Source organism: Rhizobium johnstonii 3841, assembly GCF_000009265.1.
Classification (GTDB): Bacteria; Pseudomonadota; Alphaproteobacteria; order Rhizobiales; family Rhizobiaceae; genus Rhizobium; species Rhizobium acaciae.
In genome coordinates, this window is record NC_008380.1 from 505,779 (window position 1) to 524,514 (window position 18,736).

Sequence of the window (18,736 nt, forward strand, 5' to 3'; positions counted from 1 at the left end):
CGCGAAACTGCTTCAGGTTTTCAAGATTGAGATCGGGAGATCAAGGTTAAGCACTTCTCATCGGCCGCTACAGTTTCGGCCCCAAGGCAGCGAAACGAAAAACTATTGCGCGATCGGGTAGTCTCTTGAATATGCATCCCGTTCTTCCTTCCCGACCAAGGATGAGTAATAGCCGCTGCAAACCAGATATGAGCACTCATCCGGGTTGCCCGTTTGCCATCCCGGCTGGCAGAGTACAACGCGATGGAATTTGGCGTTGCAAAGTCCGTGGTTTGCCAGCAGCCGCGGATCGTTTCCGAAATACGCGCTTATGGCTTTCTCGCGAGTCCATGCAGGCACGACTTTCCAATCAGCGTCGCCGCCCTCATCGGTCACGTTGGCGATCGCACAGAACGACCAGTTAGATATCATGATCGGCTGATCGCAGGAAAAAGCCTGGACGGTGCTTCCCAGCAAGATCGAAATCAATACCAACAATCGCCGGACGCAAACGACCACGCTCTTCTCCCCCATACCGCTTATTCGCATCGCGCTTCTACCCCCAAGATTCATTGCAGCGATCCTAGCAGAAGGGACTGGATAGTAGAAGATCATAACTAAGAATATTTTCCTAGTTCATGGATCGTTCTAGCGGTAGGTTTGCCGCCATCGCAACCACGGACTGTTAGATGCTGAGTAATTTTTTTCTCAGGGGTGAGGTGATGGCGCGGGCGAGCTGTGGCCGTCGCGCGCTGCATGAACGGAGTTTCCGCAACAGGCTCCGGAGGGCGGGCGGATACCGACCGACAACACGGGCGAGGGGCTGATGGCGGAATTCAACCCTCGCGACAAAAGCCGAACCAGTCAGGGAAAGACGCGGGCGATGGTGCGCAAGCATACTGCTCCGCCGGGCGCGGCGGATGACGGTAGCCTTCGCTGGCAATGGTTCACCATTCAGCTGCTGGAATCTGCGGCCTTCACGACCCTGAGTGCGAACGCCTGCCGCGCCTTCTTCCGCATCGTCATCGAGCACACGGCCCACGCTGCCTTGGAAAACGGCAAGCTGATCGTGACCCACCCTCAGTTCGTGTCCTACGGCGTGACCGGCGAATATGTGGCCGATGCGATCGATGAGCTCGAATATAAGGGGCTGATAAAAGTTCGCCGCGGCCGGGCGGGCAGTGGTGTCGCGCATCCCAACCGGTTCACGCTGACTTTTGTCGGTGACCATGAAGGTGCGCCACCCACCGACGAGTGGAAGCGATGCACGGCGGAGAGGTGCCGGAAATGGTCCGAGACCGACCGCAAGATTGCCGCCGACAAACGCGGGCGCGTCGGCAGGAAGAAAAAATCCCCACTTCGGAATCCCGAAATCCCCCCGCTTCGGGATTCCGAAATCCGCCGCGCTTCGTGAGATGTCGCCATGAGGAAAAATTGAATGGTTTCAATGCCGCAACCAATTTCGGGATTCCGAAGTGCTATATAGATCTTGGTGGGGTGTCCCTAACGAAGACACTTTGCCACGATCAGGAACTCCGTCTCCCGACCCCCGATCTTCCCGGCCGAAACGGTGCGAAGCACAAGACCGAAAGCTTCATAGAGCCAATAAAGCGGGGGAATTCTATCCTTGAGCGCATGCACCTGCGTCGACACATATTCGCCGACAAAGACGACATCCATCCCGAGGTCTTTCAATGTCCCGGCAATCTCCGAATGGGATGCCTCTGCGGCATGCTCGACGCGGAACGGCGCATAGCCCGGCTTTCCGGCGTTTTTCTGCCTGAGAACGTAGCGATAGAACAAGACGTGGGTCCACCAGGGCGTCAGGTCGGTGAAGATCCCTTTGGCTGAATTCAGGATCGGACCCTTGACGAACACCAGACCACCGGGAGACAGGGTATCATGGGCTCTCAACAAGGCAGAGCGCGGGCTTTCCAAATGTTCGAGGACGTCCCAGAAGACGCAGGCGTCGAAGTGACGATCTCCATAGTCGATGGTTTGAGCGTCGCCGAGGATCCTCTCAGCGGCGTCCTGGTTCTTTTCGAGTTGCTCCTTGGAGATGTCGACAACGGTATATCGCGCACCTTTCAAGGGGATATGCGTGCGGGAGCCGCCCCCGACCTCAAGGATATTTGTATCAGTCTTGCTGGAAAATGCTGATTGTGCGTGCGAGAGCGCGTCGTTTACCCACGGCGAAGCCATAATCTTTCCCTCCCGAAAGATTAGCGTTTACGACTATAAGTAAGCATTAATATAATATTTTAGCAATGTTTTAAGCATGTCTGGGCAAGTGGCGCGTCCGGCCGGAATTGGCAGGCAAGCCGTCAGCCTAGTTTCGCGCAACCTTCCTGATGTATCCGCAGGTCTGGTGATTCAGAGGCGCTTCAGCCGGAGGAATGCATGACGGTGGGACTTTTTCGGGCTCTGGCTGTCCTGGCGATGATGACGGCCCTTGGCGGCTGCATCGACCATGCCAATGATCCCGTGCTCCTGGCGGTCGGCGTGCCGGTCAATCCGCCGGTCGTTGCGCACGGCCTTTGCATGACCGACGGCAACGCCATGTATGACGAGGCGAGGAAGCAGTATCAGCTGCGCGCCCAGCTGACCGGATATGCTCAGGCCGATGAGCTTGAGGCCGAAACGATAGCGCGCGCTGCCGCCCATCGCCAATATGTCGCTTGCCTCTCCGGCCAGGGTTACCGGACATTATACGCGAATTGAGAACAGAGAATTCACGTTTCCTCACAAACGCCGTTTGAGCCCTCTTTCTGATTACGACTTTTCACGTTTTTTGGCGATTTGGTCACGCCCGATCGCCTGCAATCACGAGTTTTGGAAGTTGCGCGCCGCGGCGGAACTCCGCAGTTGGGAAGCGCATTTTCCCGAGATAAATCCAGTAAGGAGGGTTTATCATGAAGATGCTCAGTCTCACCCCTTCCACCGCCGCCCTCGGCGCCCTTCTCGCCCTCACGTCGATCATCCCTGTGCAGGCAGCACCCGTTCAGACGGCTCGGCCGCCCGCTGTCTCGGACGTAAAAGTGGTGCAATATAAACCACATGCCGGTTCATGGCATGGCTATCGGGGCTTTCGCACCGAGCGCCCCGGCACCCGCCGCCACTCCGATGGCTACTGGTATCCGCTTGCCGCTTTCGGCGTCGAGGCCGGCACCACGGGCTCCATCGTCCGCCCGCCGGTGAACAGGCCGGCAGCTCCGGAAATGTGCAACCCTACGTTTTCCGGATCGATCGGTCCCGGCAGCATGCCGTGTGATAACGGCTATTGAGCCGGCAAATGAAGGAGGCGGCGATGAGCCGCCTTTTTCTCGATCGGGCCGCCGCTCACATATCCGTGACCTCTTATTTGACACCGTAGTATGTGACAGATCGCCTTCCTAACTCCGGGACGTAAATTCCACGAATCCTCCGAAGGAGACGATGATGACCACGACTTTCAAGACCGGCCTGATGGCCGCTGCCTTCGGCGCAATCCTCGGCCTCTCGGCCTTCTCGGCCACGGCAGCTCCCCTCCAGTCGAGCGCGACAGAGCAGGGCGCAGCCGAGCGTCCGGTTGCGAGCCAAGAAACCAAGGTCGAGCACGACAGGCGCACGACGGGTTCGATCGGCGATCGCGCCTCGGAAACCTCAGGTCGGATGACGCCCTACATGATGAACCCGAAGAAGCCCCTCAAGATGGATTGCAAGCTCGGCTTCAACCCGGGGAGCGGCTCCAGCTGCAACTATTGAGGACACCTCGGCATCTCGCGATTTGAGCGGGGCGGCTTCCAGGCTGCCCCTTTCGCGTGTCGATTGATAATCTTGCATTGGCTGCAAAAATGCAATAAGTACGAAATGCAGCAACTGTTGGCAGTGGTGTTGCGAAAAGCCGCAGCCAAGAGCGATTGACGCGTTTGCCTTGGAATTGCCATGCTCGCCGCGATGGTCGCATTTCATAATCAATCGAATTTCAGACAGGTGGGATAGTCATGACTGCAAAGGCCGCATGCTCCGATTTCCTGCATTTTTTCCGCTCCTGGGTCAGTAATCCGCTTCGGGTCGCGGCCATCGCGCCATCGGGGGATTCGCTTGCCAGGATCATGACCAGTGAAATTGCCGCACTCGACGGGCCGATCATCGAGCTCGGCCCGGGAACCGGCGTCTTCACCCGGGCGCTGCTGGCGCGCGGGGTGAGTGAAGCGGATCTGACTCTGATCGAGTATGGCCCGGAGTTCATCACCTCGCTGCAGGCGCGGTTCCCAACGGCGCGCGTATTGCAGATGGATGCCGCCCATCTCGCCCATGCCGATATTTTCGAAGGCGAACCGGTCGGCGCGGTTGTCAGCGGCTTGCCGCTCCTCTCCATGTCGCCGCGCAAGATCGCCTCGATCCTGGCCGGCGCCTTCGCCTATATGCGCCCGGGCGGCGCCGTCTATCAGTTCACCTACGGTCCGCGCTGCCCGGTGCCGCGGCCGATCCTCGACCGTCTCGGCCTGAAGGCGGTGCGCATCGGCGGCACGGTGCGCAACCTGCCGCCGGCCTCTGTCTACCGGATTTCGCGCCGCAAGCCGCTGGAACTGTCGCGCGAGCGATTCAGCTATCGCTCGAGCGCGGCTGACGTCGACGATGTCGCCGCCTTTTCCAACGAAACCGGCGGCTGAACGATGATGCCGGGCCGGAATGGCTGAGAACAAGCGGACAGAAACGACGGAAGGCAGGCGGGAACGCAAGCGGCGGCAGACGCGCGAGCGCATCGAGCAGGCGGCGATGACCCTCTTTCTGCAGCGCGGCTTCGAGGCCACGACGATCGAGGACATCACCGAGGCGGCCGATGTCTCCAAGCGCAGTTTCTTCGATTATTTCCCATCCAAGGAAGAGGTGGTTTTCGCCTGGCAGGATGCCTTCGCCGATCGCCTGATGGCGGCGGTCGCCGCAAGGCCGGCGGGCGAATCCTCGGTCGCGGCGGTAGAGGCGGCGATCACCGCAACCGTCATCGCTTCCGTCGACGAGCCTGGTCTGGCGCGTGGGGACCTCATCCATCGCACGCCGGCGCTGAAGGCCCGCGACCAGCTGAAATATGCCAAACTCGAACAGAAGCTCGCCGAGGCGCTGCTTCTGCGCAAGGCAGGTGATCCGCTTGAGCGGCCCCGCATGCGCGTCCTTGCGGCAATCGTCATCGGTGCGCTGCGCGTCGGGGCTGAGCTCTGGCAGCAGCGCCCGCCAAGTGCTTCGCCGCAGGATTTCGCCCGGGAGATTTTCGCCGACCTCTGGAAGATGCTGGCGGAATTCGGCGACGAGGCAAAGACCAGGCGTTGACGCGGGACCGCCTGAGCCTCCGTGCGCACTTCAGCGACATCGGCTCGATGTCGATGTTTCCGCTCATCCCTGTGATCAGGCCCTGTTATCGGAACCGGGCCGTCCTATATCTGCAAGCGTCGCAGCGACCACATTCTGATGATCCCCGCGATAGGCGGATCTTCACCATGCCGGGCATCGCTTTCGATCAGGGCAGACATTCGCGCTCGAAGGCATCTCCGAAAGCCTCGGCATTCGTGCCGCGGCTGTTGAACCGCCTCCGACCGTTCCACCGATTTCAATGATTGATTGATAAGAGAGGAAAGACCATGTCCAGTCACAACGCAGCCCAATACAACGCGGCAAAGTCAGGCACCTTCAAGATCGGCGGGGATATCGAGATCAATCGTCTCGGTTTCGGCGCCATGCGCGTCACCGGCAAGGGCATCTGGGGCGAGCCTTCCGATCATGCCGAATCCATCCGTACGCTGAAGCGCCTGCCGGAACTCGGCGTCAACTTCATCGATACGGCCGATTCCTACGGCCCCGATGTCTCCGAATGGCTGATCAAGGAAGCGCTGCATCCCTATGGCGGCAAGTCTGTCATCGCCACCAAGGGTGGCCTGACCCGCCACGGCCCCGATATCTGGCTGCCCGTCGGCCGCCCGGAATATCTGATCCAGCAGGCGCATAAGAGCCTGCGCAATCTCGGCGTCGAGCAGATCGATCTCTGGCAGTTGCACAGGATCGATCAGAAGGTGCCGGCCAAGGAGCAGTTCGATGCGATCAAATCGCTGCTCGATACCGGCCTCATCCGCCATGCGGGTCTGAGCGAAGTGTCCGTTGCCGACATCGAGGCAGCCTCGAAGCATTTCAAGGTCGCGACCGTCCAGAACCGCTACAATCTCGTCGACCGCACCAGCGAGGATGTGCTCGACTATTGCGCCAAGCACAATATCGGCTTCATCCCGTGGTATCCGCTGGCCGCCGGCGATCTCGCCAAGCCCGGCTCGCTGCTCGATAGCATCGCCAAAAAGCACAATGCAGCACCCAGCCAGATCGCGCTCGCCTGGGTGCTGAAGCGCAGCCCGGTCATGCTGCCGATCCCCGGCACCTCCAAGGTCAAGCATCTCGAGGAAAACGTCGCCGCCGTCGACATCACCCTCTCGAACGAAGAATTCTCCGCCCTCGACGCCGAGGGCAGCAAGGTCTTCAAGGCTGCTTGACGGGCAAACCACGGCTTTCCGGTTTGCGCTAGTAGCTGCCCCTCACCCTAACCCTCTCCCATAAAAGACGGGGAGAGGGGACGTGTCCTGCGATGGGTGCGTTGGGAACGGAGAGGTTGCGGCATGCCCCCCTTCGCTCCGCGAGCGGGGGTCCGAAGGACGGGTCGAGACCCGTGGCTCGACCCCGGTCGGTGCCGGCAGGCGGATGAGGTGCAAGTCGGCGATCCAGGCCGAGGCCGCAATTTTCGGCATAATTTTGACCATCTGGTCAAACATGCTGCAAAATGAGGCGGCGGCGTGCCATTTAGGAGGCAAGCCTTGCGTTCAGCGCATTGCTGCATTGCGGTATTTTCGCTATTCCGAATCAAAAGAATTGGCTATTACTATCTTCGTAAGCAGCGCACTCCTCCTCCCAGCGCTCTTACATCGGACTGACAACACTCCTCCTCCCAGTTGTCAGTCAGGATCAAGAGCCCGGCGCACCTCCTCCCGCGTCGGGCTTTTTTCTTTTCTCCAAGTCTGTTTCTTCCAGGTCGAAGTCGATCAATTACCGATGCGGGCAACACCGGTTTTGCCGTTGTCCCAGGTCCATTTAATCGTGTTGGCGCCGGCGCGTTCGAGTTCGAAGCACATTGGCTTGCCCTTGTTCCAGCTCTGGAATTTCTGGCAGAGGCGGTTGGCGTCGATCCACCATTGGCCGGTATCGCTGGGTTTGACATAGCGGCCGAGGCCGATCGCCTGGCCGTTGCCGTCGACCTTGCCGGACGAGCGGAAGATCAGCGGCAGTTCACCGCCGAGCGGCGTGGAGAGGTAGACCGTCTTGCCGATGATGTCGCGGCGGATATCGGCCTCGCCGAGCGTCTCCGTCGAGCCGAGCGAAGGCATCAGCATCAATGTCGACAAGCATGTGATCCCGAGCAATTTCATCACCGTGATCCATCGATTGAACCTGATCGGGCAAAACGCCGCGGATAGCCGAAAGTTTCAGGCGCAATTCCAGCAAAAGCGCGCAGCGGTTTTCACAGGATTGCTCTTGTCCACCTCCCGCGGTTTGACTCGGCAAGCCTCGTCGGACTATTTGAACGGGCGCCGCCTGTCCGGTGCGTGAACCGATTGGAGTTTGGTCATGATCGGCAAAAGACGCGGCTTGCCCGCGGCTCTGACAGGTCTTCTGATTGCAACGATGGCGCTCGCCGGCTGCGGCGGCAGGCCGGTCGGTGTCATGCAGGCGGCCGGCACCGCGGCCCCCGGCACCTCCAAGGTCGATCTTCTCGTCGCAACAACGCGCGCTGCCGACGACAATCCCGCCGTGCTTTTCTCCGGCGAACGCGGCACCGGGCTCGCCGTCAATGCCGTCGACGTCTCGATCCCGCCGGAAGCCAATCGCAAGGTCGGCCAGGTGCAATGGCCAAGCCGCCTGCCGGCCGATCCGTTGCGCAATTTCGTCACCGTTTCCGTCGATCCGCTGGAAGGTGAGCGGGCCGGCGAGACCTGGCTGAAGACCCATATGCCGAAGAGCCGCCGCGTGCTCGTCTTCGTCCACGGCTTCAACAATCGTTATGAGGACGCCGTCTACCGCTTCGCGCAGATCGTCCACGATTCGCATGCCGACGTCGCCCCCGTCGTCTTCACCTGGCCGTCGCGCGGCAGCATCTTCGATTATAATTACGACAAGGAAAGCACCAACTATTCCCGCGACGCGCTGGAGGAGCTGCTGACCCGCACCGCCGCCAATCCGGCTGTCAGCGACATTACCATCATGGCCCATTCGATGGGCACGTGGCTAACGGTCGAAGCGCTCAGGCAGATGGCGATCCGCAACGGCCACGTCGCACCGAAGATCAACAATGTCATCCTCGCCTCGCCGGATCTCGATGTCGATGTCTTCGGCCGTCAGTTCGCAAGCCTCGGCAAGGAACGACCGCAATTCACCATCTTCGTCTCGCAGGACGATCGCGCTCTGGCGCTGTCGCGGCGCATCTCCGGCAATGTCGACCGGCTCGGCCAGATCGATCCTTCCGCCGAACCTTACCGCAGCAAGCTCGAGGCGGCCGGCATCACCGTGCTCGACCTCACCAAGCTCAAGGGCGGCGACCGGCTGAACCACGGCAAGTTCGCCGAAAGCCCCGAAGTGGTGAAGCTGATCGGCGATCGGCTGATTGCCGGCCAGACGATCACCGATTCCAATGTCGGTCTCGGCGAGGCCGTCGGCGCCGTGGCGATGGGTGCTGCCCAGACCGCCGGAAGTGCCGTCAGTGTTGCCGTTAGCACGCCGATTGCGATCTTCGATCCGCGCACCCGGCGCAACTACGACGCCCAGGTGAAGCGTCTCGGCCAGTCGATGAACAACACCGTCGGTTCGGTTGGCGACAGCGTCGGCGCCAGCCTGCCGGAAAGCCAGTAAAAATTCCAAAGAGCAATTCCAGCAAAAGTGCACAGCGGTTTTGCGTTTCGGAATTGCGAAAAAACAAAGAGATAGAGAATTTCCGTGTTTCGGAAAACGGAAATTCTCTAGGCATCGCATCTTGTTGTGATATATCAGATTCACGACGGCACTTCTGTCTGCCGTGCGATGGGTTGATGGCATGGCGGATGAGACGAAGAAGAGTGTGGCGGTCGTCGGCGCAGGCGTGATCGGCGCCTCGATCGCTTTCGAGCTGCAGCGGCGCGGGTTTGAGGTGACGCTGATCGACAAGGGCGAGCCGGGACGCGGCACCTCTTTCGGCAATATGGCAAGCATCGCGCTCGACTTTGCCGCCGGTTCCGGCCCCTCGACCTGGAAGAAGATCCCCGGCTGGCTGCTCGATCCCGAAGGCCCGGTCTGGCTGCGTCCCTCCTATGCCGCCAGGATGCTGCCCTGGTTCCTGCGCTTCCTCGCTGCCGGCCGGCCCTCGCGCCTCAGAGAGATCGAGGATGCCGGCATGAGCCTGTCGCATCGCGCGCTCGGCGATTTCAGGGGGATGCTCGAGGCGATCGGTGCGCCCGAGTTGATGACGGAGGAGGGCTGTCTGGCGATCTACGAGACGGAGGCGGAATTTGCCGCCGATCGCGGCCATCTCGCCATGATGCAGCGCTACGGCCTCGAATTCGAGGTTTTGAGCAACGGCGCCATCCAATATTACGAGCCCACTCTGTCACCGGCAATCGCCAAAGCCGTGCTGCTTCCCGACAACAAGTCGATCCGCGATCCCTACAAGCTGGTGGTGAAACTCACGGACGCCGCAAAGGCTGCGGGCACGACTTTCGTCTCCGGCACTGTGCGGAATATCGAGCGCAGGGGCGATGGCACCGCCGTCGTTCTCCTCGAGGATGGCAGGCGTATCGAGGCGGATTCGGTCGTGCTTGCCGCCGGCGTCCACACCCGTTTCCTTGCCGAAAAGCTCGGCGAGCCGATCCCGCTCGAAACCGAGCGCGGCTATCACACGCAGATCATGAAGCCCGGCATCGAGATGCGCTATTCGGTGATCTGGCCGCATCGCGCCTTCATGGTGACGCCGACGGCGGGCGGCATCCGGGTCGGCGGCAATGTCGAGCTCGCCGGTCTCGATGCCGCGCCCGATTTCCGCCGTCCACGGGTGCTGGTGCGCCATGCCCAGCGCGCGCTGCCCGGTCTCAAGGTCGAGGAGACGACGGAATGGATGGGACATCGTCCGGCGCTGCCCGATACGATCCCGATCATTTCGCCCTCGTCGAAACTGCCCGGCGTCTTTTATGCGACCGGCCACGGCCATCTCGGTCTGACCTTTTCGGCAACGACAGCGCTGGTGATCGCCGATATGGTGACCGGGCTCAAACCATCCCTCGATATGACCCCGTTCCGCATAGACCGTTATTAGGAGGTCCCGATGTCCGAAACCACCAAACCCGTAGCGCTGATCACCGGCGGCGGCCGCGGCATGGGCGAGGCGATCGCCCGCGAGCTCTCCGCGCAGGGTTATCTGCTGGCGCTGATGTCGCCGTCCGAAAGCTGTGAGAAGCTGGCGGCTGAACTCGACGGCGTCGCCTCGCGCGGCGTGGCCGAAAAGGCCGAGGATCTGAAGGCGGTCTTCGACCTGACGATGAAGACCTATGGCCGCATCGACGCCGTCGTCAACCTGAGCGGCCATCCGCCGAAGGGCGACCTGCTCGATATTTCGGACGAGAACTGGACGCTCGGTTCCGACATGATGATCCTGTCGCTGGTGCGCATGGCGCGGCTGGTGACGCCGGTCATGCTGAAACAGGGCAAGGGCGCCTTCGTCAACATCACCACTTTCGCCGCTTATGAGCCGACGCTGGTCTTCCCGGTTTCCTGCACCTATCGCGCCGCTGCCGGCGCCTTCACCAAGCTCTATTCCGATCGTTATGCGGCCGACAATATCCGCATGAACTGCATCCTGCCGGGTTATATCGATAGCCTCAACCACAAGCCGGAGACAGCCGAGAAGGTCCCGATGAAGCGCATCGGCCATGTGGAGGAGATCGCCAAGACCGCGGCCTTCCTGCTCTCCGATGGCGCGGGTTATATCACCGGCCAGAATATTCGCGTCGATGGCGGCGTCACCCGTCACGTCTGATCTGGAGTTTTCGATATGAGATGGAAGCGCACGATCCAGTTGCTGGATGTCCATGCCGAAGGCGAGATCGGCCGCGTCGCGATCGGCGGCGTGCCGAAGATCCCCGGCGATACCATTGCCGCCCAGCTGCATTGGCTGAACACCGATCCGAAGGGTGACGAACTGCGCCGCTTCCTTTGCCTGGAGCCGCGCGGCGCGCCGATCGGCTCGGTCAACCTGCTGCTGCCGGCACGACACCCCGAGGCCGACGCCGCCTTCATCATCCTGCAACCCGACCAGGCGCATGCGAGCTCCGGCTCGAACTCGATCTGCGTCACCACGGCGCTTCTCGAATCCGGCATCGTCGAGATGAAGGAGCCGGAGACGATCGTGACACTCGAAACCGCCGCTGGCCTCGTCAAGGCAACGGCGACCTGCCGCGACGGGCGTTGCGAGAAGGTCAAGCTGACCATGGTGCCCTCCTTCGTGCATGAGCTCGATGTCGCAATCGACACGCCGCATTGGGGAAGGATCAAGGCCGATATCTGCTATGGCGGCATCTTCTATGCGCTTGTTGATGTCGGCCAGATCGGTCTGACGATCGAGAAGGCCAATGCCGCCGGCCTCGTCCAGGCCGGCATGATCCTCAAGGAACTGATCAACCGCGACATCAAGGTCGTCCATCCGGAGATCCCGGCGATCTCGGGCGTCGCCTATGTCATGTTCCGCGATACCGAAGCCGATGGCACGGTGCGCACCTGCACCACCATGTGGCCGGGCCGGGCCGACCGCTCGCCCTGCGGCACCGGCAACTCCGCCAATCTCGCCACACTTTATGCCCGCGGCAAGGTCAAGGTCGGCGACACCTTCACCTCGAAATCGATCATCGGCTCCGAATTCGAGGTCGGGCTGCAGGCAGTAACCGAGGTGGCCGGCCGCCCCGCGGTGATCCCCACCATCACCGGCCGCGGCTTCACCTTCGGCCTGACCCAGGTAGCTCTCGACCCCTTTGACCCGCATCCGAACGGTTTTGCGCTGACGGATGTCTGGGGGCCGGCGGCGGGAGAGATTTGACTGCGAGGAGCATGTTGCCGAAAGTGTGAAGCGGTTTCCTGACCGGTTTGCTCCAATGGCTGCCCCTCACCCTAACCCTCTCCCCGTAAAAACGGGGAGAGGGGACGTGCCATACAAGAGGCCGATGGGGAACGGAAAGGTCGCGGCATATGCCCTTCTCCCCGCTTGCGGGGAGAAGGTGGCGGCAGCCGGATGAGGGGCAGCGGCACGCGCCGGCGATCTTATCAAGCTTCCTCGACCAACTGACCAAAGCACATGAGTATCTGCGTAACGATATTCGAAACGCGATCAGCCCTGCCTGCGCTTAGCAGCCCCGGTTCGAGTGTCCCAACCCAGCATGGCCAGCTCGGCCACTGCCTCCAGTTCGCTGCGGGTCGCTCCGTCGCGGGCCAGGATCGACATGCCGTTCTGAACGGTCTGGACGAAGCGGGCAAGCGCGTGGACGTCGGCCGAGGCCGGAATTTCGCCCTCTGATATCGCCTGGTTTATGCGCAGCTTCAGGCGCTCGAGCGTGATGGCGCGGGCGGTTCGCACGAGTTCGCCGAGTTCCACGTGGCCTTCGCTGCCGACCGAGGAGAGTGTCACCATGCAGCCGCGGGGAATATCCGCGACACAGCCGGTCAGCGCAGCGGCCGAATCCATCAGAAGCGACATCACCGCGTCACGGGCCGTGCCTGCGGAAAAGAACCCTGCCCAGACGAGCGCCTCGTTATTGTCGCGATAGTGGCGCAGCGCCTCGGCATAGAGCGCCTCCTTCGAACCGAACGCCGCGTAAAGGCTCGGCGAGCCGATCCCCATCGCCTCGGTGAGATCGGCGATCGAAGTCGCCTCGAAGCCCTTGATCCAGAACAAGCGGGTCGCCTGCGCCAAGGCTGCTTCCCGATCGAACGCCCGCGGCCGCCCGCGACTGCGGGCAGGGGTTTCATCGACGTTCGACATCTCATCCGATTTCTGCATCGATCATTATATAAACCCATTGACACCTCATCGCAACGTGCCTAGCTATTTATGTGTCGATCACTACAGAAAGAGAAGATCATGACAGAACTGGCTGGAAAGCGTGCCCTCGTCACAGGTGGCTCGCGTGGCATTGGTGCCGCCATCGCATTGGCGCTTGCCGACAAAGGCGCTGATGTCGCCATCACCTATGAGCGTTCGGCCGATCGCGCCGCCGAAGTCGTCCGGGCGATCGAGGGCAAGGGCCGCAAAGCGATTGCCATCCAGGCCGACAGCGCCGATCCGGCGGCCGTGAAGCGCTCGGTCGACGAGGCAGCTCAGGCACTTGGCGGCCTCGACATCCTCGTCAACAATGCCGCAATCGCGCTTTACGGCGCGATCGCCGACGTCAGCGTCGAGCAGATCGATGCGCTGCTGGATGTCAATGTACGATCGCCTTTGCTCGCTTCTCAGGCCGCCATTCCCTATCTGCAGGCGGGAGGCCGCGTCATCACCATCGGCTCGGTCGGCGCCGAACGCATCGTCGGTGACACCGGGACGGTCTATTTCATGACGAAATCCGCGCTCCACTCGTTTACCCGCGGCCTCGCGCGGGAACTCGGATCTCGCGATATCACCGTAAACCTCGTCCAGCCGGGTTCGACCGACACCGATATGAATCCCGCCAATGGCGACTTCGCCGACTTCCAGCGGGCCCTGATTCCACTTGGACGTTACGGTGAGCCGGAAGATGTGGCCGCCGCTGTAGCTTTCCTCGCAAGCCCTGCTGCAAAGCACATCACCGGAACCGTCCTCACGGTGGATGGCGGCTTGAATACCTGAATTGGAGTCTGTTGCCTGCGAACGGTAAACGACACGGGGGATCGACGGAGGTCGGTCCCTTCTTTCGGTCTGAGGGCCATCGCTCTAACCCGTCCTCCAGCCCCCGTTGAGGAGAAGGGGGGAGCCAAGCCGCGGCACCCTCCAACATACCTCATCCAGAGATGCGATCCGCAGGATCGCCTCGAAGGACACGCCACAGCGCTGCTCCTCGCATGATCGGGCGCCGGAATGCCCGCCTCGTCCTTCGAGGCCCCTGGGGGCTCCTCAGGATGAGGCTCTCTTAAACGCCGCCGCTCCGGGCGCTGGCGAGGTGTCAGCGTCTGCACGATGCTTCGTTGGATACGCCGCTTGACCCGAGGATGTCACGGAGACGACGACGGCCGGCGTGCTTCTTCCTCAAGCTTTAAGATGACGTTTCGGAGAGCGTGGAACGGCCGGTCGGCCAGGTGGACAGCGCTTGTTCGACGACAGCCTCGAGCATCTCGCGGCTAAACCCGGCTTTGGCCTGCACCGCCATGCCGTGCGTGAGAGCCATCACGAAGGCTGCAAGGGCATCGGCTTTGGCCGTCTCCGGCAAGTCGCCCTCTGTCTTGGCTCGTTCGAAGCGTTCACGAAGCTGCGCCTGACCAGCCGCACGAAAATCGATCAATGCTTGCCGCACAGGTTCGGCGTCATCCGATCCCGCTACGGCGCCATTGATGCCGAGACATCCGGTATGGTCGGGATAACGCGTATTGAGATCGACTGCGTTGACGAGGATATGGGCAGCAACCTGACGCGCTGTGGGGAGCTGAAGCGCCTCCGGAATATAGTGCAGGAATCGCTCGGAATAGCGAGCCAGCGCCAGACGGAAGAGGGCTTCCTTGTTGCCGAATGCAGAATAGAGGGCGGGTCTCTCGACGCCGGCAGCCTCGGTCAGGTCGGTATAGGAGGAACCCTCGTAGCCCTTGCGCCAGAAGACGCATAAAGCGGCGTCGAGCGCTTTCTCCACATCGAATTCACGATGGCGTCCCATCAGGTCAACTCGGTTTTTTTCATAATGACCGTTATTAAACCGGTTGACAGCGCATGTCAAATTTCATACCGGTCGTTATCGTAATAATCGTTATGAAAATAAATCGCTGTCTTTAGTCAAGACCCACACAGCGACCGGATCAAGTACCGAAAGGATTTCCATGTCGAACATATTGAAGGGCAAGGTCGCCCTCGTGACTGGCGGCTCGCGCGGGCTCGGCGCCGCCACGGCCGAGGCGCTGGCCGACCAGGGGGCGGATGTTGCGATCAGCTACGTCGCCTCTGCCGAAAAGGCCGAAGCCGTGGTCGAGACGCTGAGGGCGCGGGGTGTGCGGGCGCTGGCGATCCAAAGCGACCAGGCCGACATGGCGGCGGCCAAGCCGCTGGTCGAGAAGGTGGTGGCCTACTTCGGCAAGCTCGACATCCTCGTCAACAATGCGGCGATCGCCGTGCAGGGCAAGACGGTCGACGACCCCGATCTCGACACGGTCAATCTCGATCGCCAGTGGCAGATCAACGTCATGGGCGCCGTGGCGACCACGCGCGCAGCAGCGCCGGTACTGCCGGATGGCGGCCGGATCATCTTCATCGGCTCGGCTCTCGGCACCCACGTCCCGTTTACCGGCGCTGCCGATTACGCCGGAACCAAAGCGGCGATCGTCGGATATGCGAAGGGCGTCGCCCGCGATCTTGGCGGACGCAATATCACCGTCAATGTCATCCAGCCGGGTGTGATGCCGACCGACATGGCGGCAGAGGTGCTGGGCGATGGTGTCCCCGAGGCGCTCATGAACCTGCACGCCATCCGCCGGATCGCAACGCTTGAGGAAGTCTCTGCCCTCATCCGTCATCTGGCCGGGCCGAATGGCGGCTACATCACCGGCGGCGTGATCGACGTGGCCGGTGGCCTGGCCATCTGAAGGTCGAAGACCAAGACTCTTACTCACGCAATTGAAGGAAAAGAAATGACTGAGAAATTTGGTGCAAAGTCGACCGCCGACGAGGTGCTGTCCGGCGTTGATCTCAGGGGAAAGCGGTTTCTCATTACGGGCGTATCGTCGGGCATTGGGCTCGAAACCGCCCGCGCACTGGTGGCTCACGGCGCAAGCGTCGTCGGCGCGGTCAGGGACCGCGCGAAGGCGGAGCGAGCCACGGCATCGGTCCGTGACGCTGCGTCGCAAGGAGGTGGCACTCTGGAACTGACTGAGCTCGATCTGGCATCCCTGCAAAGCATTCGCGCCTGCGCGGACAGGCTGTTGGCTGACGGCCGGCGGTTCGATTCCATCATCGCCAACGCCGGCGTCATGGCAACGCCGTTCGCTCGGACGGCCGACGGCTTCGAACTGCAGTTCGGGACCAACCATCTCGGTCACTTCGCTTTGGTCAATCGGATCGCGTCGCTACTTGCCGATAACGGCCGCCTGGTGGTGCTGTCGTCGCAGGCGCATCGCGTCGCCGATGTCGATCTGGACGATCCGAATTTCGAGCGACAGGCCTATGACCCATGGGTCGCCTATGGCCGATCGAAGACGGCGACCTCTCTCTTCGCCGCAGAATTTGATAAGCGGCATCGCGATCGCGGCATCCGAGCCGCCTCGGTGATGCCTGGCAATAGCCTCACCGATCTCCCCCGCCATCTCCGGCAGGAAGACCTGCAGGGCCTGTTCGAGACCGTTGGCAAGGCCCGCGCCGAAGCCGGTCTGCCTCCGGCGGAGCTGAAAGACATCCCGCAGGTGGCCGCAACCTCGGTCTGGGCCGCCGTCGTGGCTGACAAGGACGAGATCGGCGGACACTATCTCGATGATTGCGCCGTCGCGCCGATCAACGACACGCCCAACCCGTTTGCCGACGGCGTCAGGTCCTATGCGCTCGACGCCGACAAAGCCAAGCGGCTTTGGGCGAAAAGTGAGGAATGGATAGGCGCAAACACAGCCGCCATTTGAAGTCGGTAAGCTGGTGTCGGCTCTGAATCAGAGCCGACACGCTGCGGCCCATCAACGGCGTTGCAAAATTCTGGTGCTGATGTGATCTGTGGCAAGCTCCGCGGCCGGCGCTGGCCTACCAAGCAGATATCCTTGGCCGATGTCGCAACCCAGATCCTGAAGCCGCTGAAGTTGGCTCTCTTCTTCGATACCCTCGGCGGTTATTGTCACGCCAAGTCCGGCGCCGAGAGCGATGATGGCCTTGATCACCTTGTCCTGCTTGTCATTGGTTTCGAATGAAGAGACGAAACTCCTGTCGATCTTGATCTTGTCGAACCGGTAGTTGGAGAGTTGCGAGAGGCTGGAATAGCCTGTTCCAAAATCGTCGAGGGCAATCCTGACGCCGGCGTTCACCAGATCGTCGAGGACGATTCGTGCCGTGACGGCATCTTGGATGATGGCGCTCTCCGTCACTTCCAGCTCGACCCTGTGCGCCGGCAGACCGACATCGCCCAATATCTTGAGAATTCTGAGCCCCAGCAACCGGTCGCTCAGCTGGATCGGAGAAAGGTTGAATGACAGGACAAGCTCACTTGGCCAGGAAAGCGCATCGGTGCAGGCGTGGCGAAGCAGTTGGTCCGTCAATTCGACGATCAGCCCGGCTTCCTCTGCCACAGGAATGAATTCGTTCGGCGGGATGAATTCGCCGGAGGCCGACTTCCAGCGTGCCAGCGCCTCAAAGCCGATAATCTTGTTTGTCTTCAGGTCCACGAGCGGTTGATAGTAGGGAACGATCTCAGCCTTCCTGATGGCGGCTCTTAGATCGGCTTCCACCCGAATCCGTTTCGCCAACTCATCCTGCATCGAAGGGACGAAGGGCTTCACCAGATTGCGCCCCTGCTTTTTGGCGACATACATCGCACAGTCCGAATGTCGGATGACCTCGCTGAGGTCATCGCCGTTCTCCGGATAAAGTGCGAAGCCGACACTCGCGCCGAGGTCGACGGCGACGCCATTGAATGCGAAGGGTTTGCCGATCACGCTCACGATGCGGTTCCCCAACGCGGCAAGATCGGGATTTCCGGTGCGCCGCGCCAGAACGACAAACTCGTCTCCGCCAAGACGAAAAACGTGCTCACGCGGAAAGAGGGAAGAGAGCCGCTGAGCGACAGTCTTCAGCACCGCGTCACCGTGATCGTGCCCCAGGAGGTCGTTGACCTTCTTGAAGCCATCGAGATCGATGCTGAACACGGCATAGGTTTCTTCCCTTTGATCGCTCATCGCCTGCGCGCAGACGGAATCCAGAAATCTGCGGTTCGGCAGTTCGGTCAGCGTGTCGTGACAGGCAATCCAGTCCACGTTCTTTTCGGCCTGCAACCTGCGATGAACCTCCCTCGAAAGATCCCGGATTCGCAGCGCGGAATAAATGAGCCCGAGAAACCCGGAGATATTCAGGGCAAGGAGCGCATGGTCGAGCGGATAGTCATGATGCTTCTCGATGAACGCATCCAGCCCCTCATGCCAGTCGAAGAACCACGACAGGCAGAAGAGAAGCAGGAAGACCGCGAGCCAGGCAACGATCTCCACCTGGGGTCTGGTCGGTTGGATGCGAGGCATATAACAGGCTCCTGTTGTGTGACGAGCCGTCATGGCCAGTTTGGAGAACCGCATCGTCCCCGACATGTTTTCAATCAACAGCCGACATGGCTGATGCTCGTATCACCGAATGCCGGGTCGGGCCTTGCAGTCGTTGATCAAGCTGCGCAGCACCGACAGGTCCGTAAGATCGTTACCTCCGAAGGTTAATGGCGGGTTGCATTGACGAAGGTGCGAGCGTTTCGCTGCGTGAATTGGATATCTTTCCCGTAAATCGGATGAGGCCTCGATTCCATGGTGTCTGCCGGTCGCCGCTATCTGC

20 protein-coding genes are annotated in these 18,736 nt (G+C 61.0%); 14 read left to right on the plus strand and 6 right to left on the minus strand.

The annotated features are described in order from the left end of the window. Positions 1 to 102 precede the first annotated feature (102 nt). On the minus strand, positions 103 to 594 hold the full coding sequence (locus RL_RS02440; protein WP_011650255.1) for a hypothetical protein: 492 nt from the start codon (positions 592 to 594) through the stop codon (positions 103 to 105). 211 nt (positions 595 to 805) lie between these two features. Here RL_RS02440 and RL_RS02445 point away from each other — a divergent pair, with 211 nt between their 5' ends. Then, entirely contained in the window at positions 806 to 1,393 is a 588-nt protein-coding gene (locus RL_RS02445; RefSeq protein WP_028740498.1) for a hypothetical protein, read from the plus strand. Between the two features lie 89 nt (positions 1,394 to 1,482). Here RL_RS02445 and RL_RS02450 read toward each other — a convergent pair whose 3' ends face one another. Then, positions 1,483 to 2,181 (minus strand): class I SAM-dependent methyltransferase, encoded by a 699-nt coding sequence (locus tag RL_RS02450; protein WP_011650257.1) that lies wholly within the window; start codon positions 2,179 to 2,181, stop codon positions 1,483 to 1,485. Positions 2,182 to 2,379: 198 nt separating this feature from the next. Here RL_RS02450 and RL_RS37185 point away from each other — a divergent pair, with 198 nt between their 5' ends. The 6 genes from RL_RS37185 (at position 2,380) to RL_RS02485 (ending at position 6,494) form a co-directional block, all read left to right on the plus strand. Next, positions 2,380 to 2,700: a hypothetical protein gene (locus tag RL_RS37185; protein WP_011650258.1), complete on the plus strand. Its 321-nt coding sequence runs from the start codon at positions 2,380 to 2,382 to the stop codon at positions 2,698 to 2,700. A 191-nt stretch (positions 2,701 to 2,891) separates the two neighbouring features. Next, positions 2,892 to 3,263, plus strand: a complete 372-nt coding sequence (locus tag RL_RS02460; RefSeq protein WP_011650259.1) for a hypothetical protein — start codon at positions 2,892 to 2,894, stop codon at positions 3,261 to 3,263. Positions 3,264 to 3,417: 154 nt separating this feature from the next. Continuing rightward, a complete protein-coding gene (locus RL_RS02465; RefSeq protein WP_028740495.1) occupies positions 3,418 to 3,723 on the plus strand; it encodes a hypothetical protein in 306 nt (101 codons plus the stop codon). Between the two features lie 239 nt (positions 3,724 to 3,962). Continuing rightward, complete coding sequence (locus RL_RS02470; RefSeq protein WP_011650261.1) at positions 3,963 to 4,634, plus strand: class I SAM-dependent methyltransferase; 672 nt, start codon at positions 3,963 to 3,965, stop codon at positions 4,632 to 4,634. Positions 4,635 to 4,653: 19 nt separating this feature from the next. Further along, positions 4,654 to 5,289, plus strand: coding sequence for a TetR family transcriptional regulator (locus RL_RS02475; RefSeq protein WP_011650262.1), 636 nt, complete (start codon positions 4,654 to 4,656; stop codon positions 5,287 to 5,289). 308 nt (positions 5,290 to 5,597) lie between these two features. Continuing rightward, positions 5,598 to 6,494, plus strand: a complete 897-nt coding sequence (locus tag RL_RS02485) for an aldo/keto reductase (protein WP_011650264.1) — start codon at positions 5,598 to 5,600, stop codon at positions 6,492 to 6,494. Between the two features lie 543 nt (positions 6,495 to 7,037). Here the strand turns inward: RL_RS02485 and RL_RS02490 are convergent. Next, positions 7,038 to 7,421, minus strand: coding sequence for a hypothetical protein (locus tag RL_RS02490; protein WP_041936153.1), 384 nt, complete (start codon positions 7,419 to 7,421; stop codon positions 7,038 to 7,040). A 199-nt stretch (positions 7,422 to 7,620) separates the two neighbouring features. Between RL_RS02490 and RL_RS02495 the strand changes: the two genes are divergently transcribed. The 4 genes from RL_RS02495 (at position 7,621) to RL_RS02510 (ending at position 12,103) form a co-directional block, all read left to right on the plus strand. Next, positions 7,621 to 8,898, plus strand: a complete 1,278-nt coding sequence (locus RL_RS02495) for an alpha/beta hydrolase (protein ID WP_028740492.1) — start codon at positions 7,621 to 7,623, stop codon at positions 8,896 to 8,898. Between the two features lie 181 nt (positions 8,899 to 9,079). Continuing rightward, on the plus strand, positions 9,080 to 10,330 hold the full coding sequence (locus RL_RS02500) for an NAD(P)/FAD-dependent oxidoreductase (protein WP_041936154.1): 1,251 nt from the start codon (positions 9,080 to 9,082) through the stop codon (positions 10,328 to 10,330). A gap of 9 nt (positions 10,331 to 10,339) precedes the next feature. Then, on the plus strand, positions 10,340 to 11,050 hold the full coding sequence (locus tag RL_RS02505; RefSeq protein ID WP_011650268.1) for an SDR family oxidoreductase: 711 nt from the start codon (positions 10,340 to 10,342) through the stop codon (positions 11,048 to 11,050). Between the two features lie 15 nt (positions 11,051 to 11,065). Next, positions 11,066 to 12,103 carry a 4-hydroxyproline epimerase gene (locus tag RL_RS02510; RefSeq protein WP_011650269.1) on the plus strand — a complete coding sequence of 346 codons (1,038 nt, stop codon included), beginning with the start codon at positions 11,066 to 11,068 and terminating at the stop codon, positions 12,101 to 12,103. 288 nt (positions 12,104 to 12,391) lie between these two features. Here RL_RS02510 and RL_RS02515 read toward each other — a convergent pair whose 3' ends face one another. Further along, positions 12,392 to 13,042 (minus strand): TetR/AcrR family transcriptional regulator, encoded by a 651-nt coding sequence (locus RL_RS02515; protein ID WP_011650270.1) that lies wholly within the window; start codon positions 13,040 to 13,042, stop codon positions 12,392 to 12,394. A 99-nt stretch (positions 13,043 to 13,141) separates the two neighbouring features. Here RL_RS02515 and RL_RS02520 point away from each other — a divergent pair, with 99 nt between their 5' ends. Next, on the plus strand, positions 13,142 to 13,882 hold the full coding sequence (locus tag RL_RS02520; protein ID WP_011650271.1) for an SDR family NAD(P)-dependent oxidoreductase: 741 nt from the start codon (positions 13,142 to 13,144) through the stop codon (positions 13,880 to 13,882). 403 nt (positions 13,883 to 14,285) lie between these two features. On the opposite strand, the gene RL_RS02525 is transcribed toward RL_RS02520, so the two are convergent. Beyond that, entirely contained in the window at positions 14,286 to 14,897 is a 612-nt protein-coding gene (locus RL_RS02525; RefSeq protein WP_011650272.1) for a TetR/AcrR family transcriptional regulator, read from the minus strand. 160 nt (positions 14,898 to 15,057) lie between these two features. Between RL_RS02525 and RL_RS02530 the strand changes: the two genes are divergently transcribed. Together RL_RS02530 and RL_RS02535 are read left to right on the plus strand one after the other, a co-directional pair. Further along, a complete protein-coding gene (locus RL_RS02530; RefSeq protein WP_011650273.1) occupies positions 15,058 to 15,816 on the plus strand; it encodes an SDR family NAD(P)-dependent oxidoreductase in 759 nt (252 codons plus the stop codon). A gap of 45 nt (positions 15,817 to 15,861) precedes the next feature. Continuing rightward, positions 15,862 to 16,839, plus strand: a complete 978-nt coding sequence (locus RL_RS02535) for an SDR family NAD(P)-dependent oxidoreductase (protein ID WP_011650274.1) — start codon at positions 15,862 to 15,864, stop codon at positions 16,837 to 16,839. A gap of 51 nt (positions 16,840 to 16,890) precedes the next feature. Here RL_RS02535 and RL_RS02540 read toward each other — a convergent pair whose 3' ends face one another. After that, the gene (locus tag RL_RS02540; protein WP_028740487.1) at positions 16,891 to 18,435 is read right to left on the minus strand and encodes a putative bifunctional diguanylate cyclase/phosphodiesterase; all 1,545 of its coding nucleotides are present in this window, start codon (positions 18,433 to 18,435) and stop codon (positions 16,891 to 16,893) included. Between the last annotated feature and the right edge of the window lie 301 nt (positions 18,436 to 18,736).

Bases quoted from the DNA above. Each gene is read 5' to 3' on its own strand.
- RL_RS02440 (WP_011650255.1), bottom strand. From the start codon at position 594: ATGATCTTCTACTATCCAGTCCCTTCTGCTAGGATCGCTGCAATGAAT.
- RL_RS02445 (WP_028740498.1), top strand. From the start codon at position 806: ATGGCGGAATTCAACCCTCGCGACAAAAGCCGAACCAGTCAGGGAAAG.
- RL_RS02450 (WP_011650257.1), bottom strand. From the start codon at position 2,181: ATGGCTTCGCCGTGGGTAAACGACGCGCTCTCGCACGCACAATCAGCA.
- RL_RS37185 (WP_011650258.1), top strand. From the start codon at position 2,380: ATGACGGTGGGACTTTTTCGGGCTCTGGCTGTCCTGGCGATGATGACG.
- RL_RS02460 (WP_011650259.1), top strand. From the start codon at position 2,892: ATGAAGATGCTCAGTCTCACCCCTTCCACCGCCGCCCTCGGCGCCCTT.
- RL_RS02465 (WP_028740495.1), top strand. From the start codon at position 3,418: ATGACCACGACTTTCAAGACCGGCCTGATGGCCGCTGCCTTCGGCGCA.
- RL_RS02470 (WP_011650261.1), top strand. From the start codon at position 3,963: ATGACTGCAAAGGCCGCATGCTCCGATTTCCTGCATTTTTTCCGCTCC.
- RL_RS02475 (WP_011650262.1), top strand. From the start codon at position 4,654: ATGGCTGAGAACAAGCGGACAGAAACGACGGAAGGCAGGCGGGAACGC.
- RL_RS02485 (WP_011650264.1), top strand. From the start codon at position 5,598: ATGTCCAGTCACAACGCAGCCCAATACAACGCGGCAAAGTCAGGCACC.
- RL_RS02490 (WP_041936153.1), bottom strand. From the start codon at position 7,421: ATGAAATTGCTCGGGATCACATGCTTGTCGACATTGATGCTGATGCCT.
- RL_RS02495 (WP_028740492.1), top strand. From the start codon at position 7,621: ATGATCGGCAAAAGACGCGGCTTGCCCGCGGCTCTGACAGGTCTTCTG.
- RL_RS02500 (WP_041936154.1), top strand. From the start codon at position 9,080: ATGGCGGATGAGACGAAGAAGAGTGTGGCGGTCGTCGGCGCAGGCGTG.
- RL_RS02505 (WP_011650268.1), top strand. From the start codon at position 10,340: ATGTCCGAAACCACCAAACCCGTAGCGCTGATCACCGGCGGCGGCCGC.
- RL_RS02510 (WP_011650269.1), top strand. From the start codon at position 11,066: ATGAGATGGAAGCGCACGATCCAGTTGCTGGATGTCCATGCCGAAGGC.
- RL_RS02515 (WP_011650270.1), bottom strand. From the start codon at position 13,042: ATGTCGAACGTCGATGAAACCCCTGCCCGCAGTCGCGGGCGGCCGCGG.
- RL_RS02520 (WP_011650271.1), top strand. From the start codon at position 13,142: ATGACAGAACTGGCTGGAAAGCGTGCCCTCGTCACAGGTGGCTCGCGT.
- RL_RS02525 (WP_011650272.1), bottom strand. From the start codon at position 14,897: ATGGGACGCCATCGTGAATTCGATGTGGAGAAAGCGCTCGACGCCGCT.
- RL_RS02530 (WP_011650273.1), top strand. From the start codon at position 15,058: ATGTCGAACATATTGAAGGGCAAGGTCGCCCTCGTGACTGGCGGCTCG.
- RL_RS02535 (WP_011650274.1), top strand. From the start codon at position 15,862: ATGACTGAGAAATTTGGTGCAAAGTCGACCGCCGACGAGGTGCTGTCC.
- RL_RS02540 (WP_028740487.1), bottom strand. From the start codon at position 18,435: ATGCCTCGCATCCAACCGACCAGACCCCAGGTGGAGATCGTTGCCTGG.